Below are 16,453 nucleotides of genomic sequence, written 5' to 3'. Positions count from 1 at the left end.
CTGTCTGAGTTTTGAGTGACCAAAAGCTCCCATCACAATCATCTCCAGCTGTTGTTCTTGCTGATAATTAAGCAGCGCTTCATCGACACGCCCGGACAGGATATTCTCACTCACGCTAACTTCGGCTTCCCGAAGTCGCATAGCCGCCTGATCGAAGGCCGTGGTCTTAGTGCCCGATTCATCCACCATAACCAAATGACACTCGTGTCAGTAAATAGTGCCCCCCTTCGTTAATGGCATAACTAATGACCTCCGACTAAGCTTTGATGAAGCATTTAACCAGGAGGTTACTATGCCCCGCCCTCGCAGTACTCAAGTCAGTTTGGAAGATACCCCATATTATCATTGCTGTAGCTGTGTAGTTCGCCACGCTTTTCTTTGCGGAGGTGATAAGTACACAGGTAAAAACTATGACCATCGTTATGGTTTGGTGGAGAAGCAAATACTTAAGCTCACAGAAGTATTTGCCATTGATGTTGCAGGCTGTGCGGTGATGAGCAACCATTTACACCTTGATTATTAATGGCCGGCTATATTTTTTGCATATTTTTCATTTTACGCCGGTATGCAGCAATTTATAAATTCTGCTGGGTGCAGGTGCTGTAGTTCTCTTGGGTACACAGGTTAATGGGAGTATGAATAAACTCATCGTAATCTAGATTTTTTACAATATTATGCAGAGTTAAAATGGCTTGTCTTCCCATTTCATAGGGGTTTTGGCCAACATTGGCATGAGCAAGCCGGTCTCGTAACATGGCTAACTGCTGATCTGACGCATCTGACATAACCACTATCATCTCTTTACGTTCAAGCTTATCTTTAAACGGGGCAATCATGTTTCGGTAAAGGGCTTCATCATTTTGAGGCCAACCTCCGACAGCAATAAAGGAGTCTGCCTTCAATCGCCTTCCCTGTACCACTGACTCCATCTGTTTTACCGCCCTTGAGAGCTGATCGAAATTAATGAAAGGATCTCTGACTTCGGTCCAGCCACTATCATTTCGGAGCATTTTCCCGGGAGGGGTAATATATTGTTTGCCCGATAGCGCGGAACGGATCCCCATAATTCTGAGATTCAAATTTGGAGAGTATGGACGCCCGGTTTGGATGATTAACGCTCCACCGTTGGGGCGCTGTTTTTTTAATTGTTCCCCTAACGCTCTGCCAAACTCGAAGTTATCAGTCCCTATATAAGTTGAGCGTAACTTTTTATACTTTTCCAGAGTCGGAGCGTCAAAATCGGAGTCATAAGTGACAATTGGTATTCCTGCATTGCGCGCTTTTTGAATGCTATTTTCTGCGAGGAATTTAGACTGTGTCACGGCGACAGCGATACCATCTACTCCCTCATCGATCAGTTGTGAAATGATCTGATCCTGTACTCTTACACTCGCCGTTTCGGGTCCCCGATAAATACACTCGACACCTTCGATTTGAGAGGCTGCATGCTTACAACCATGTTTACTCTGCTCAAAAAACACACTCTGGTACTTTGAAACAACAGCGAACTTAAGATCTTGTCCACTGGCTGAAAATAGTGGCAACAGGGTCAATACCAAGAGTATTATCGATAATCTCACCAAATGTTCTCCTGTAAATAATGAGACTGTTAGTTAAGCTTCAGTTTTCAATGACTCAGAGAAGGTTATTCTCTATGGGCTAGCTTTCACGACTCTCTACCTGTCAGCTACCACAACATACTAGACTCCAGATGCCAGATACTAGGAGATGCCAGCCTTCATAAAATGCGAGTCTCAACATCATAGAGTAATCCAAAACAGCAACACGCACACCAAATTAGTTACAGATACACCAAAGCGATCACAAACGCAGCTACAAGACACAGCCAGAAGAGTGCATGAGCCACCCACGCTGATTGGTGAACTTTCGCTAATTTCTACTCCAGAGAGATTTAACTTGGGATGTTTCAGCGCGAGGTATATGAACATGTTGAGCGAAAGGCTGGTTTGTTCTGCCCCCTCGTATTAAAGGCAATCAGAATGGGTGTTTAGGCTGTTTTATTTAGCTTAAAGTCTGTTTGTTAGTCGTTATTTCTCCAATAACCCATAAAAAAGCCCACTTTATAAATGGGCTGGTTTATCTGTTTTTATCAGTTTAGTTTGATCTCGACTTCAAGGTGCCCCTCACCTTTTCCCTTTCCTTTAAGCGAGATAATCGCTGTCTCGTTACTGTTTTTGACTCCTATCCAATAGTATTCCCCACAGCCATCGACCTTGATGCATTGCCAGAACGCATCCATTTTTTCGTATATTTTCGTACCGTGCAGTTCATCGGATTTTTGTTTTACATACCCTTGTTTTTCCAGGGCTGAGATCATGAGTGAAAATTGCCTTCTCCCCTCGGTGCCGAAGGTATCACCAGTTATCGGGTATCCGGTGCCGACGACCTTGTTGGTGAGGGATTGCTTATCGCCATAGATGGCATAGCTTTCAATTATCCGATGAGGTAGCGGAGTACTGAAAGTGAAAACAACGTCTTGACCGTTAACATTTTTAACGCTGCCAAAATGAGATAACTCCTCCCCCCAGGGCAAGCCAAAAGGATCCGCAACTGCCGAAGATGACGCGAACAACAGAGCTGATAGTGCTATTACTTTTTTAAGAGCCATTAGTTATTTCTCTATCTAAATTATGGCAGAGATAATATCAGTGATGGCTTGTAAACAACTGGTACTTATAGGCGTAAAACAGGTAGAAAAAAAACCATTCAACGACTATATATCGAAAATTCGCTGTTGCATGTTTCAGGGGGGACTGTGCTGGCCGAATGACCACTCTAAACGAGACGCATGGCTTTTACCTTACGGGCTTGGAGGATACAGCCTTTTCTAAAACTACATAGATAAAACAACATAGTTAAATCAACATAGTTAAAACAACATAGATATCCAAAGTTATCATCTGTCGTTTTTACTCAATGCCCCTCAATATTTTCAATCATTTACATTGCTTGACTGTATATTACTTTGTTTTCAAACAGAATGAACTGTATTAACAAGGTGTGTCAGAATCAACATTGTTACAAATACATCGCTGTTATACCTTTTGCGCCGTCGCTAACCAATAAGGTTTCATTTCGTGTTTAAGTTTATAGTCGTGGGTATTTACTGTCTTATCTCTTTTCTTATCTCTTTTCTTATTACTGGTTGTACACTTTGGGATAGTAAACAGGAGTCCGGCGAGTTGCGCCACCGGATTAACGAAGCCTATGATTTTGAAGTAACCCATTGTGATAGTTTTGCCATGGCCAGAGGCACGGGAATCGGTGAGTTTGCTTTAAGAGATGCGAAAAACCAAGCGATGAAATATGGTGAAGAGTTAGGTGGTACCCATATCGTATGGTTACACCAGGATGAATGTGAAGAAAAAGATGAAGGTTACGACATAAGAGTCGTCGCCGTTATTTACAAGTGCAAGCTTTAGTAACGTAGGTTTTTATTTGGCGCAGCTCATAGTGGCTTCTAAAACAGGTTCACAATTATCTGCTTTTTTATAGTAACACCTTATAGCTACTGTACTTTTACTGCCGAGTCCAATCTTCATTGCTTAAGCCTCGAGGTCAGGCTCGCTCTCCTCTGTTCAAGTTTATCGAGGCGTTCATGATAGCTTTGAAATGAAGGAATGCCTAAACAGAGTATAAATTTTCCCGTCGGGTTATAAATATATTGGCCGATAGTATCCACTGTTATGTCATCAGGGCACTCTCTCATATCGGCAGTGCCTGCTAATATTTCGGCATAACGATTTGCGGTATCTTGTTGCTGCATCAGAGGAAGCAACAGAAATTCGGCGGCCTGCGATGCAATGTCGCTTGTATCATCAACCGCTTGGCTTGCCTGTACAATTTGGGTGAAATAGTGCCACTCACCCAGTTTGGCATTGTTTAGCGCTAATACTTGGGGTGGCATGGGATTTAGCCAGCTTTGTGGTATGGCAGCGAGTTGCTGCTGTTGCGATAATTGAGTAATAATCAGCTCGCCCAATTTCATATTTCTCTCCATACCACCATTGCTAACCATTTTATTGATCAGTAAATGGGTATTTGCAGATATCTTTTGCCAAAACAGCATATCTTGGTCGATGGCCAGTGAAATTAATTTGGGGTCTGTGGTGCCAGCCTTTTGATAAACATCGAGGAGATAGAGTTTCTGTGCGCTAAACAGGTGTTGCCAGGTCAGGCCTGGTATGAATACATTATAATGGGTGCTTCCTTGCCAGCTCCCCATATCGAGCATCTGTTGGTACCGCTCGATTATCCACCGGTTTTCGGCTAACAGGGTATTAAGGTTCTTCTCCTGCTCAAGCTTGGCTTTACAAGCCATCAAGAAGTCATCTCGATTAAGGCAGTATTCCAGCGGTAGGTCTGGCAGCTCAAAGCGCGGAGGTTGCATGCCATCAGCTGTGTCCATAATACCTAAGCTTTGCAGCAATTGCAGACGCTTTACGCCTTCAGTCATTGGCGCGACGTCCTCGGGCACATTAAATCCCAATGCAAAAATATAGGCATTATTATCAGGGTTTTGAGCCAGTGTGCGTTCGTTATCAGCTATTTGGGCAAAGTTACGCTTTGCTCGCTCTGAAGGGGCTTCATCTTGTATATTGATCAGCAGCACAATGAAGTAGAGGCTGAGTGGGACACCCAGAACGGTCAATAAAATCCATTTTAACACGTGTAAAAAGAGTCGCAAAAGTTAGTCCTTTATTTCTTTTCTAAGCCAATTTTCTCTAAGCTAGTTTTTAAGCTAGTCCTGTTCCAGGAAGTTGTTTGCAATGGAGTCTCTCAGCAATTTCTGATGCCGCTCGGCCCTGAGGGCGAAGTACATCACTACCATACAGGTCGCGAGCACGCCGTAGAGTAACATGAAGCAGGCGCTATAGACTCCGATGACATCGACGGCAAAACCGAACATGATAGGTAGCGTACATCCCCCTAATGCACCGATGGCGGCGACGATTCCGCCCACACTACCCATATGATGAGGATAATAGTCGTAGATAGTCTTATAGACACTGGCGCGACCGAAGCCCTGCGCCAGACCGATGATGAAAATCAGGAAGGTAAATACCCAGACATTCACCTCGAACGAGACCTCGACATCTTTAGTCACGCCGTGGATGATCATGGTGGTCGGCGGATAACTCAAGAAAAACAGGCACACCATACAGATCCAAAACGCGGTCCAGTTCACCGCCCTCGCCCCATAGGTATCGGCGAACCAGCCGCCCACGGCTCTGACCATGCTCGAGCTGGTGACAAACAGCAGTGTCAGCGCCATAGCTTGAGTCAATGAAAGTTCATAGGCGGAGACATAGTAGTGAGGCAGCCAGAGAATGAGCGCCAGAAAACTGCCAAATACGAAGTAATAGTAGAGTCCGAAACGCCATACCTGTAGGTCTTTAAGTGGCGCCATATGAAACGCCATATCATGGCTGTCTCGCTGCTTCTGATAATATTCATTCACTTCAGGCGCCATCAAACGAAACAGCACCGCCATAAATATCATGCCCACCCCGTAGGCATAGCCTATCTGTTGCCAACCGAAGATATCGACAATAAATGGCACCAAAACCAGTGTAATTGCCGCCCCGGCATTACCCGCACCAAACACCCCCAGTGCGAAGCCCTGACGTTTAGTCTCAAACCAATCGGTGACATAACGGATACCTATGGTAAATGAGATCCCAGTCAGACCTAAAACGAAGCCAATCCAGATATAACCCGAATAAGTTTCTATATGAGGTAGATAGAATAGCGGGGGAACGGCGAGTAACATCTGCCAGAAGAAGAGGTTACGGCATGATACTTTTTCAGCCAAAAAGCCTATTGGAACACGAAAGATTGCGCCGGTAAAAATGGGGGCCGCAAGCAGGAAACCGAACTCGGTAGCACTCAGACCCAAGCGTTCTTTAACCTCGATGCCAATGATTGAATAGAGGGTCCAAACTGAGAAACATGCGGCAAATGCCAAGGTGGCAAGGGTTAAAGCCTGGTATGAGCGACGTTGTTGAATGTCCATAATATTCCTGAATGAAATGAGTGATCCAGTAAAAACCTTTACGTCTAATTCCTATATTAATTGAATCTGATTAAAAACCAACCCAATCGATTATCATTAACCTAATTTGATGTTCCACATCAATTTTTACATATTATAAACATAATATGCCACCCTTTCTCCCGGCTTTAGTTCTATACGTACAAGGTTAACTTCAAATACCGCTAGTTTCTGTGGACTTACCCATCCAAACACATAGAATATTACCTGTTTGCAGATATCGCCTACACGTCTATCGTTATTTTACCTGGGAATATTCATGCTCTATCTTGTACAGTCTAATCGAATGGAAGCACTCTCGGCCCAACTCGCGACCGAGCTACAGACGCCAATTCCCGGTATGCCGCTGTTAATGCCTGAGCAGGTGTTAGTCCAAAGCCCCGGCATGTCTACCTGGCTCAGACTCGAGATAGCAAGACAGAACAAGATAGCCGCTGCGCTTGAATTCCCGCTGCCCTCAAGCTTTATCTGGCAGCTGTGCCACATCCTGTTGCCCGATGTGCCAAAGGAAAATGCCTTTACCAAGCCTGCCATGACCTGGAAGCTGATGGAGTTACTGCCTGAGCTGCTGCATATCGAGGAGTTCGCGCCGCTTAACAACTACCTCAAAACCGGTATCGACTCGCACTTACCTCAGACTCAGGATGATGAGTCTGATGATACAGCAGCACAAGATGCTGACTCACAAGCTATTTGTGTAAATGACGCTCCGCTGAAACTGTTTCAGCTTTGTGGACAGATAGCCGATATCTTCGACCAATACCTGGTCTATCGCCCCGATTGGATAGCGGCCTGGGAGGCCAATGAGCCCACCCTACCACCTAAAGATGATAAGTTGTCTCCCGCGCAGGCTTGGCAACCCATTTTGTGGCGCGCCCTTATCGAATTTAATAACCTGCGTCTCAACAAGAGTCGTTACCACAGGGCTAATCTGCATCAGTCTCTGTTTGATGCACTCGATGATCCCGATACTTGCCTCGATGGTCTCCCCAGACGCTTATTTGTATTCGGTATCTCATCCATGGCACCGCAGACCTTAGATGTGCTCTATCACCTTGCCAAACGCATCGATGTGATCATGCTGAATTTAAGTCCCTGTCAGCACTATTGGGGCGATATTGTCGACCCTCGCCTACGAGCCCGTATGGCCCTTGAGTACGCCAACAGGAATAAACTCGAAGCCTTATGGGAAGATAAGCTCGAGGTCGGAAATCCGCTACTCGCCAATAACGGTAAGATGGGGCGTGAACTGTTGGACTTGATATTAGAGCTACCCGAGGAGCACACCAACTTTAATTTTGAGTGCTATCAAGATCCACTGGGAAATGCGCCTCAAACGCTGCTTCGCGGCGTTCAACACGACATTCTGGAGCTGAGTACCCGCAACAGAAGCTTAGGCCCCGATGCGTCCTTGTACCTGACGCTTGACGATCGCCGCGTACTCACTAAAACCGATGACTCGCTGACGCTTCGCAGTTGTCACAGTCCGCTGCGTGAAATCGAGACCCTGCACGATCACCTGCTCGAAATGTTGTCCCGTGAGCCTAACGACCCAAGCGATCCCCTGCTTGCTAAAGATATTGTTATCATGCTGCCCGATGTGGCGGCCTACGCGCCTTATATCGATGCGGTATTCTCGGCGAAACAGGGCGCGCATTACATCCCCTACGCCATCGCCGATCGCGGCGCGGCGCAGGAATCGCCCCTGATCAACAGCTTCCTGCATATTCTGGCCATCAATCAGAGTCGCTTCGCCCTGACCGATATCTTAGGGATATTAGAGGTGCCGGCCGTACTGCGGAGATTCGAGCTCGATGATGAAGCCCTCTCCATGATACGCCACTGGCTCGAACAAGCCGGCGTACGTTGGGGGCGGGATGAAGACAGCCGCGCGGCGCAATCTATGCCCGCATTCGATAAAAACTCCTGGGCCTTTGGTATCAAGCGACTCATCTTAGGCTACGCCTTCAGTGACGATGCCGCACTTTATCATGACACCCTGCTGGTCGAAGGCATCGAAGGTCAATCGGCCCAAGCTCTGGGGAAACTGCTCAACTTCATCGAAACCTTAGATGAGTATCAGCAGCAACTCGCTCAAACCTGCTCGATTGAGGAGCGCATGGGTCAATTAGCTCAGCTGTTGGAAGACTTTTATGAGGTCGACGATGAGGAGCAGCAACAGCTGCAAGCGATACGCGAGGCAATCAGCAAGCTTAAAACTGAGCTTAATGATGCCGGACAAGTCACGCCACTCAATACTCAGGTGCTGCAAAACTGGTTTAACAGCACCTTGAGTGAATCCCGTGTCGGCCAACGCTACCTGGCCGGTAGCGTCAACTTCTGTACCTTGATGCCGATGCGATCTATCCCGTTTAAGCTGGTGTGCTTAGTAGGCATGAATGATGGGATCTATCCGAGGGTTCAGCACCCGGTTGGTTTCGATCTTGTGGCGCAGTTTGGCCCTCGTAAAGGTGACCGTTCACGTCGATTAGATGACAGGTACCTGTTTTTAGAGGCGATACTCTCGGCAAGAGAACAGCTCTACATCAGCTATATCGGCCACAGTGAGCGCGATAACTCAGAGCGGATCCCCTCCATGCTGGTCTCGGAGTTGGTTGAATATTGTCAGCTATGTTACCTACCCGAGGAAAGTTATCTGTCGGAACAGTTAGAAAGCGGCCAAAACGGTGAGCCCGATATTCCGGCCATTGAGTCCGCTATCCATAGACAGTTATTGATTGAGCAACCACTGCAGCCTTTCGATGAGCGGCTTTATCTGCCTGAAAACGGTGATGACCCCCAACTTAAACAAAGTTATTCCGCCCAGTGGTGCCCGGCAAAATCCGGTGACAACAGCGATGAAACACCTCGCTTCATCGAATCGAGCCAAACGATTGAGCAAGACAGTGCGGCATCGGACACTCTTGAAGAGAATGAGCTTGAGGTCTCGGCGCTTATCCGTTTCTTCAGAAATCCGGCGCAGTACTTCTTCAACCGAAGCCTCAAGGTCGATTTAGGCCTGAATATTCAGGCCGATGATAACGACGAGCCCTTCAGCCTTAATGCTTTGGAGCGATATAAGCTGCAGGCAAACCTGCTCGATAATGCCATATCACAGAAACTCGAGGCTCCAGATGAACAACTCCTGCAACGACTAAAGGCCAGCGGCGAGCTACCACTGCAGCCGTTTGACGATTTACTGCTTGGGTTATATCTCAATGATATTCAGTCCGTACTTGGGCGAACACTATATCTTCGTGGCGAAAACCAGCACTCGCTGGATATCGAGCTTGCCTTCACGCCATCGGATAGCCTGAAAGAGCCCGTTAAATTAGTGGGGCGTATCGATGACCTCTGCGCTAAGGGGCTGGTCAACTATCGACCCGGCACCGCCAATGGCCGCGACCTGATCAGAGTCTACATACGACATCTTTGCATCAGTGCCATGGGTACTTGTGCTACTAATGTCAATGCGAATGCGAATAATACTGGTGCAACTGAGGTTAAAGATTTTGCTTCGTCAACGGGGCAAGCTCACATCAGTTACCTTTTAGATATCGGCCACTTCCATGCGTTTCATAGTGTCACGGCCGAGCAAGCGAAAGCCCAGCTGAGTCTGTGGCTGAGTTATTACCAATCGGGCCAGATCCATCCGCTGATGTTTATGCCCAGAACCGCCCTCGCCTATGTCGAAGCCGAGGGTGAGCACAGCGATAAGCTCAAGGAAGCGCAAAGCCAATGGATAGATGAGCAGAGCCAACTCGGTGAAGGCTTCGAGCCTCATTACCAGCGTCTGTTTAGTTTCCCTGAAGATTTTAAAGAAGATGAATTCGGACAGGTCGCCATGTCACTGCTAAGCCCCATGCTCAGTCTATATCACAAAGATAAGCTCAGCGAGCTTGCAAGTTTCGTTGAAGGGGGCTGTTAATATGTCATCTTTGAATACCGATCAAACTAAAGGCCACTCACAGCCACTCGATACCCTCACCCTGCCCTTTGGTGGCAGTCGTTTGATTGAGGCCAGCGCCGGTACGGGTAAAACCTTCACCATAGCCGGTCTGTATGTGCGTCTGTTGCTGGGCCATGAGATAGAGAAACCACTGAGCTGTGAGCAAATTTTGGTAGTGACCTTTACCAACGCCGCCACGGGTGAGCTCAGGGACCGTATTCGCCGCAAAATTCAGCTGGCCTACCGCCGCTTTATCGGACTGGAAACCGATGATGACTTGATTGAGTCTCTATATCGGCTCACGCCGGAGAGTGAACGCCACCTGGCACTTAAGCGTCTGGATCTGGCTCTGAAGTCACTCGATGAAGCCTCCATCTTTACCATACATGGTTTTTGTCAGCGCATTCTGGCTGACATGGCATTCGAGTCATCGCTACTGTTCGAGTCAGAGTTCACCTTAGATGACAGCGAGTTTCTGCACCACGCCGTACGCGACTTCTGGCGTGAGCAGTGTTACCCCTTGCCCGGATATCTGGCCGAGATAATCCAGAAGAAATTTGCCGATCCCGATACACTATCCAAACAGCTAAGGCCTTTGCTGGGCGCAAGTCAGGCCAGTGCTCAACCGGTGCCGCAAGAATTTACAAAACTCCAGCAAACGCTCACGCAAAGCTTAAGCCGGCTTAAGCTTATATGGCCCCGCGAGCGCGACGAAATCGAGACCTTGCTGCATGCTTTACCACTAAGCGGCGTAAGATTCGGTAAAAAGGCTGACGCGTATCCCAAGCTTGCCAAAATGCTCGATGATATGGACAACTGGTGCAAATTCAGCAACAGTTTACCGCCAATGAAAGTGATGGAGAATCTGTCACTGAGTGAGCTTAAGCTAAATAAGGGCGGCGAAGTGCCCACGCCCGAGCAGGCCCCGGTACTCGATCATATCGAGCGTCTGTGCGCGCTTATCAAAGATTTTGTTCCAAGTTTTCTCTTTTGCGCCAGAAACGGTATCTCGGCCCGCTTTGCCCAACAAAAATCTGAACGAAACCTGCTGACGCCCGACGATCTGCTTATCACACTCGAGCAAGCCCTTCGCCCAAATTCAGAAGAGGACAAAGCTCAAGCGACAAGTCTGGCCAACACCATAGCCAGACGTTTTCCCGTGGCACTTATCGATGAATTCCAGGATACCGATCCGCTGCAATTTGCCATTTTCAATCGGATCTACCAGCAGCCCTCTGTCGATGCGCAGAGCTCTGGTGATCCGCAGACCGCCATGGATGAAGCAAATGCAGACACCTCATCGAAAGATTTGAGTCTGTTGATGATTGGCGATCCGAAACAGGCGATCTATGCCTTCAGGGGCGCCGATATTCATACCTATATTCAGGCGCGTGAGCAAACATCCGAACACTATAATCTCGATACTAACTACCGCTCCAGCCGCAACATGATTTTGGCAGTCAATGCCCTGTTTGAGAATCGGGACGATGCGTTTATCAGCGAGGCTATTCCATTTGAATCGGTGCAGCCCTCACCCTTTGCCGACAAGAAGGTATTAGTCGAAAAGTCGAGCGCTACGTCGGCGCTGAAAATAAAGCTACTTAGCGAAGATCCCGAAAAAGGCCTCAATAAAACCACCGCCAGAAAGCGATTAGCCGAAGATGCTGCGGCTGAGATCGCACGCCTGCTCACCGAGTCGCAAGATGGCGAATGTACTATTAGTGAAAAGCCACTGAAAGCCAAAGATATCGCGGTGCTGGTACGTGACAGAAATGAAGCGGCGGTGATCAAAGAGTCACTGTCCAGCAGACAGATAGGCGCGGTATTCCTGAGTCGGGACAGTGTCTTTAACACCCTCGAAGCCCGAGAAATGGCACTGGTACTGCACGCCTTGGCCACGCCCAAAGATGAGCGCGCCCTGCGTTCGGCCTTGGCGACCTCCCTGCTCGGTTTTAATGCCCTGGCTATTCACGGCTTTAACCAGGATGAGACGGTAAGACAAACCCTGCTGGAGCAATTTGATGGCCTGCATCAAAACTGGCTGAGACGCGGGGTCATGCCCGCACTTTTAAATTTGGCCAACGAAACCAAGCTTATCGAACGTCTGCTTCAAAGCGAAGATGGTGAACGCCGTTTGACCGATTTCAGGCACCTTGCCGAGCTGCTACAGCAAAAAGCCACCGAACTCGATGGGATCAGTGCCCTGGTCAACTGGTACGAGCAAGCCCTTATCGAGAACCATGCTAATGAAGAGGCGCAGCTCAGGCTCGAGAGTGAGCAGAACCTGGTACAGATTGTCACCATACATAAGAGTAAGGGGCTCGAATATCCGGTCTGTTTTATCCCCTTCGTCAGTTTAGCCCGTGATAATCGCCGCAAGCCTGCGCCTATGCTCTACCATGACAATAATCAACTGGTGTGGGATATAGAGCAGAGCGATGAGGGTTGGGAGCGGCATAAACGGGAAAACCTCGCCGAGGATCTGCGCCTGTTATATGTTGCCATGACTCGCCCCGTGTACCAATGCTACCTCTATATCGCCAACCACAGCCGCTTCACCAAGAAAGCGGGGATCACCAGTCAGCTCCATGAAACCGGCATTGGTTACCTGCTTGGTATAGAAGATAAGGCCTGTGAGTTTTCACTTATCGAAACATCTGCAAACCGTCTTATGAGTGAGGCGATTAGTGTCTGTGAGATGACCGATGACGTCTCAAGCCAAGTCTTAGAGACGATATCGGATGAGCAACACGGCTTTGCCCCGAAAGTACTAAAGCGTCGACTCTATACCCCATGGCGTGTGGGCAGTTATTCGGGTCTTGTGAAAGACTTGCCCCATGAGCGGGTGCTACCGGGGGCGGATGATGAAGCCTTTCCGGAACTCGAGGAGATCAAAGATGAGCTTGACCCACTGCCGTCTCGCTTCACCTTCGAGCGCGGCGCCAATGCCGGTAGCTTTATGCACCTGGTGCTGGAGCTGATTGATTTCACTCAAGCACAAAGTGGACTCTCCGAGCAGTTACCTGTCGCCATGGAGAGATACGGCATAGATGAAGGCTGGTGTGATGTGCTGACTCACTGGTATCTGGATCTGCTCGATGCGCCACTCATGCAAGATGGTTCACTCAAGCTTGGGCTGTTAACCAATAACCAAAAATTGGTTGAGATGGAGTTCTACCTGCCTATCGAGGCACTACAGGCCGATAAACTCAACCAACTACTCGAAGAGTATGGCTACAGCGCAGGGCTTAACTTCGAGTCGCTCAAGGGCATGCTGAAAGGCTTTATCGATTTGACCTTCGAACATCAGGGTCAGTTCTATATCGCCGATTATAAGTCTAATCACCTGGGCGATGATTTCAGCCATTATGGGTTCGATGCCATGAATGGCGCGATCCGCAGCCATAGATACGATCTGCAGTACATCATCTATACCCTTGCGCTACACAGATATCTGAGCCTGAGAATGCCAGGTTACGATTATGACCTGCATATTGGCGGCAGTTATTACCTCTTCCTGCGAGGTATGTCTGTCGATGCGCCTATGTCCGGGGTTTTCTATGATAAGCCATCCAGAGGGCTTATCGAGTCTCTCGATACGCTGTTCGACCGGGCGCAAACTAAATCAAATGTTCAAGCAGCACAAACAGATCAGATGGAGCTTAAGCTATGATCCAGTCAACACAGCCAATTAAAGCCCTGCTGAAAATCTGGGAGACAGAGCGATTAATCACGCCATTGGACAGGCACTTTGCGCTGGAGATGGCTCAAATTCACAAGACTAAGCTGCACGAGGCTGAGCTCGCCCCTCTAACCGAGCAGGATAACCACTTACTCAGTGAACTCTTCCTGCTGATTTGCGCCCTATTGAGCCGACAACTTTCTCAGCAGCACACTTGCCTGCCGATACATCATATTGTGCTCGACAATCCGATGCAGGAGCCGGTATCAAGTTGTCAGATATTGAGCAGCCACAGTGAGATTATTGAGGTTTTAGCCAAGTTCAATGGGATTAGCGCGCCGAATTTAGAGCAAGTTACCTCCCCGTCGACACCGATAATATTAGATAACGGCGATCTTTACCTGCAACGTTATCATCAGTTCGAGACTCAAGTCGCGAGCTACCTGACTCAGTTGGCCGATGCTGAAGTGAGTGTTCAGCCTGCACAGAACAGTACTCATATAAGTGCTGATATAAGTACTGACATAAGTGCCATCAGCAGTACATTAGACATGCTGTTCCCTCAAAGCGATGAGATGGCTGCCACCCACTTTGACTGGCAAAAAATCTCGACGGCGACGGCCTTTACCAAACGCCTGGCGGTCATAACCGGCGGTCCGGGCACGGGTAAAACTACCACTGTCACTAAGTTATTGTTTCTACTTACTCAGCAGGCGGAGATGACCATACGCTTAGTCGCACCGACGGGTAAGGCAGCTGCGCGCTTGAGTGAGTCAATCAAGGCCTCCAAGCTGCGCCTTAAACAGGAGCTGGCACCGTTTGCCGACAAGATTGATCTATCCAGCTTAAGCCGTGTGCCGGAGGAGGCTTCCACCCTGCACCGCTTGCTTGGGGTTATCCCGAACTCCCCTAAATTCAGGCACCACAAAGATAACCCCCTCAGGCTGGATCTGTTGGTGGTCGATGAAGCGTCTATGGTCGACCTGCCCATGATGCACAAACTGCTCTCGGCGCTCCCCGCACATGCGAGGCTCATATTACTGGGCGATCAAGATCAGTTAGCCTCGGTAGAAGCCGGCGCCGTGCTGGCGGATATCTGTGCAGGATTGAAACAGCAAGAAACAAGAACGAATGCCAGTGATGCTAAATGGCAGATGCGATATTCGAGCGATTATGCAGGGTATCTGTCTAAGTTATCAGGGTTTGACCTTAGCCCCTTTATCAGCCCGTCGCCTAAGATAGGCGATAGCTTATGTATGTTGATGCACAGCCACAGATTTAAGGGAGATGCAGGCATTGGTCAGCTGGCCGCCGCGGTTAATAACTCAGACAAAGACCGAATTATGCAGGTATGGCAGACCGGCTATGCCGAGTTATTGTGGATTGAACACCTTAAAACCAATGCAGGTAATTCGGGGCTCGATGCGCTACTGACTCAAGCGGTGAGTCATTACCGGCAGTACCTTGAGATGGCTAAAGATAGCAGCAAGGGGGCCGCTGAGATCATCGACTGTTATAACGAGTTCCGTCTCTTGTGCGCCATGCGTGCGGGCGAGTATGGCGTCGATGGAATCAATCAGGGCGTTACTGCCGCGCTGAAACAGGCCAAGCTTATCAGTGCCGACACTGAATTTTATCTCGGCCGTCCGGTGATCATTCAGAGTAACGACTATAATCTGGGGCTGTTTAACGGCGATATTGGCCTTATCCTACCCGACAGCTTACCCGATGCGTTGAACAAGCCTGTATCGGGCAATTTAGCCGAAGATGGCAACAAGATGACACAGCCTGTGAGGCTGATGGCACACTTTATTCAGGCCGATGGCAGTATCTTAAAGGTACTGCCCGCTCGCCTTCCAAGCCACGACACCTGTTTTGCAATGACAGTACATAAGAGCCAGGGCAGTGAATTTGCCAATGTTGCTCTCGTGCTGCCAATCTGGCCCAGTCTGGCCCAAAAACAGCTACTCACGAAGGAGCTAGTCTACACGGCCATCACCCGCGCCAAAAAGCACTTTACCTGCCTGGGCTCGCAAGCGGTTTTCGAGCATGCCAGCCTGCAAGCCACTCAAAGATCATCCGGACTGGCGAGGCGTTTGTGGGGTTAGCGTACACAGATAAACCGACGCTCTATTACGTTTACGATCCTATGTGCAGCTGGTGTTGGGGTTACGCGCCAACTTGGAGCAGGCTCGAGGCTGAGCTGGAAAAAGCGGGAATAAAGGTTGAGTATCTACTCGGTGGTCTGGCAAGCGACTCCGATGAACCTATGCCACAGGAGATGCAGCGTTTTCTGGAGCAGACCTGGCGTAAGATCCATACACAATTGGGTATTGAGTTTAACTTCGATTTCTGGAGTTTATGTAAACCCAGACGCTCGACCTATCCTGCTTGCCGCGCGGCACTGATTGCCAGAGAGACTGATCTTGAACAAGCCATGGTTCAGGGCATTCAACATGCCTACTATCTTGAGGCGAAAAATCCTTCGGATATTGAAATCTTAGTTAGCATTGCCGCCTCTATCGGGCTCGATGCAGCCTGGTTTACACAGCAGATGCAGGGTAAAAGCCTAAATCAACGCCTGATGGAAGAGATAGCAAATGTGCAACAGTTTCCCATTAGAGGGTTTCCATCTCTGGTACTCGGGGACAAGGGACAGTTAACGCCGATAGCGCTCGACTACCAGGACTGGCAGTTAAGCTTCAGCGCAATAACAGATGCGATAACTTAACCTATTACCTAAAGC

10 protein-coding genes and 1 pseudogene are annotated in these 16,453 nt (G+C 48.6%); 6 read left to right on the top strand and 5 right to left on the bottom strand.

The window, feature by feature from the left end:
- On the bottom strand, positions 1 to 189 hold a 189-nt coding region (locus EKG39_RS19300), incomplete at its 3' end, for a universal stress protein (RefSeq protein WP_148103062.1).
- Positions 190 to 292: 103 nt separating this feature from the next.
- Here EKG39_RS19300 and EKG39_RS19295 point away from each other — a divergent pair.
- Positions 293 to 514 (top strand): annotated as a pseudogene (locus tag EKG39_RS19295) (transposase); the annotation flags it as partial.
- A gap of 61 nt (positions 515 to 575) precedes the next feature.
- Here EKG39_RS19295 and EKG39_RS19290 read toward each other — a convergent pair.
- Together EKG39_RS19290 and EKG39_RS19285 are read right to left on the bottom strand one after the other, a co-directional pair.
- Positions 576 to 1,583 (bottom strand): substrate-binding domain-containing protein, encoded by a 1,008-nt coding sequence (locus EKG39_RS19290; RefSeq protein WP_185817657.1) that lies wholly within the window; start codon positions 1,581 to 1,583, stop codon positions 576 to 578.
- Between the two features lie 527 nt (positions 1,584 to 2,110).
- On the bottom strand, positions 2,111 to 2,629 hold the full coding sequence (locus tag EKG39_RS19285) for a hypothetical protein (protein WP_126507639.1): 519 nt from the start codon (positions 2,627 to 2,629) through the stop codon (positions 2,111 to 2,113).
- A gap of 469 nt (positions 2,630 to 3,098) precedes the next feature.
- On the opposite strand from EKG39_RS19285, the gene EKG39_RS19280 reads away from it, so the two are divergent.
- Positions 3,099 to 3,443 carry a hypothetical protein gene (locus tag EKG39_RS19280; protein WP_126507638.1) on the top strand — a complete coding sequence of 115 codons (345 nt, stop codon included), beginning with the start codon at positions 3,099 to 3,101 and terminating at the stop codon, positions 3,441 to 3,443.
- Positions 3,444 to 3,559: 116 nt separating this feature from the next.
- On the opposite strand, the gene EKG39_RS19275 is transcribed toward EKG39_RS19280, so the two are convergent.
- On the bottom strand, positions 3,560 to 4,708 hold the full coding sequence (locus EKG39_RS19275; RefSeq protein WP_126507637.1) for a hypothetical protein: 1,149 nt from the start codon (positions 4,706 to 4,708) through the stop codon (positions 3,560 to 3,562).
- 54 nt (positions 4,709 to 4,762) lie between these two features.
- Positions 4,763 to 6,037 carry an MFS transporter gene (locus EKG39_RS19270; RefSeq protein WP_126507636.1) on the bottom strand — a complete coding sequence of 425 codons (1,275 nt, stop codon included), beginning with the start codon at positions 6,035 to 6,037 and terminating at the stop codon, positions 4,763 to 4,765.
- Positions 6,038 to 6,335: 298 nt separating this feature from the next.
- On the opposite strand from EKG39_RS19270, the gene recC reads away from it, so the two are divergent.
- Genes recC through EKG39_RS19250 form a run of 4 tightly spaced genes read left to right on the top strand, consistent with a single transcriptional unit; the run spans position 6,336 to position 16,438 of the window.
- The gene (gene recC, locus EKG39_RS19265) at positions 6,336 to 10,004 is read left to right on the top strand and encodes an exodeoxyribonuclease V subunit gamma (RefSeq protein WP_126507635.1); all 3,669 of its coding nucleotides are present in this window, start codon (positions 6,336 to 6,338) and stop codon (positions 10,002 to 10,004) included.
- A gap of 1 nt (position 10,005) precedes the next feature.
- Positions 10,006 to 13,698 carry an exodeoxyribonuclease V subunit beta gene (recB, locus tag EKG39_RS19260; protein ID WP_126507634.1) on the top strand — a complete coding sequence of 1,231 codons (3,693 nt, stop codon included), beginning with the start codon at positions 10,006 to 10,008 and terminating at the stop codon, positions 13,696 to 13,698.
- Entirely contained in the window at positions 13,695 to 15,815 is a 2,121-nt protein-coding gene (gene recD / locus EKG39_RS19255) for an exodeoxyribonuclease V subunit alpha (RefSeq protein WP_126507633.1), read from the top strand. Before recB ends, recD begins: the two co-directional genes overlap by 4 nt.
- Positions 15,806 to 16,438, top strand: a complete 633-nt coding sequence (locus EKG39_RS19250) for a DsbA family protein (RefSeq protein ID WP_281276268.1) — start codon at positions 15,806 to 15,808, stop codon at positions 16,436 to 16,438. The genes recD and EKG39_RS19250 overlap by 10 nt, the downstream gene beginning before the upstream one ends.
- The last annotated feature ends 15 nt before the right edge of the window (positions 16,439 to 16,453 follow it).

Origin of the sequence: Shewanella atlantica (assembly GCF_003966265.1) — a bacterium.
Taxonomy (GTDB): Bacteria; Pseudomonadota; Gammaproteobacteria; order Enterobacterales; family Shewanellaceae; genus Shewanella; species Shewanella atlantica.
Note: the sequence above shows the minus strand (reverse complement) of the source record. Positions and strands in the feature narration are given on the sequence as shown.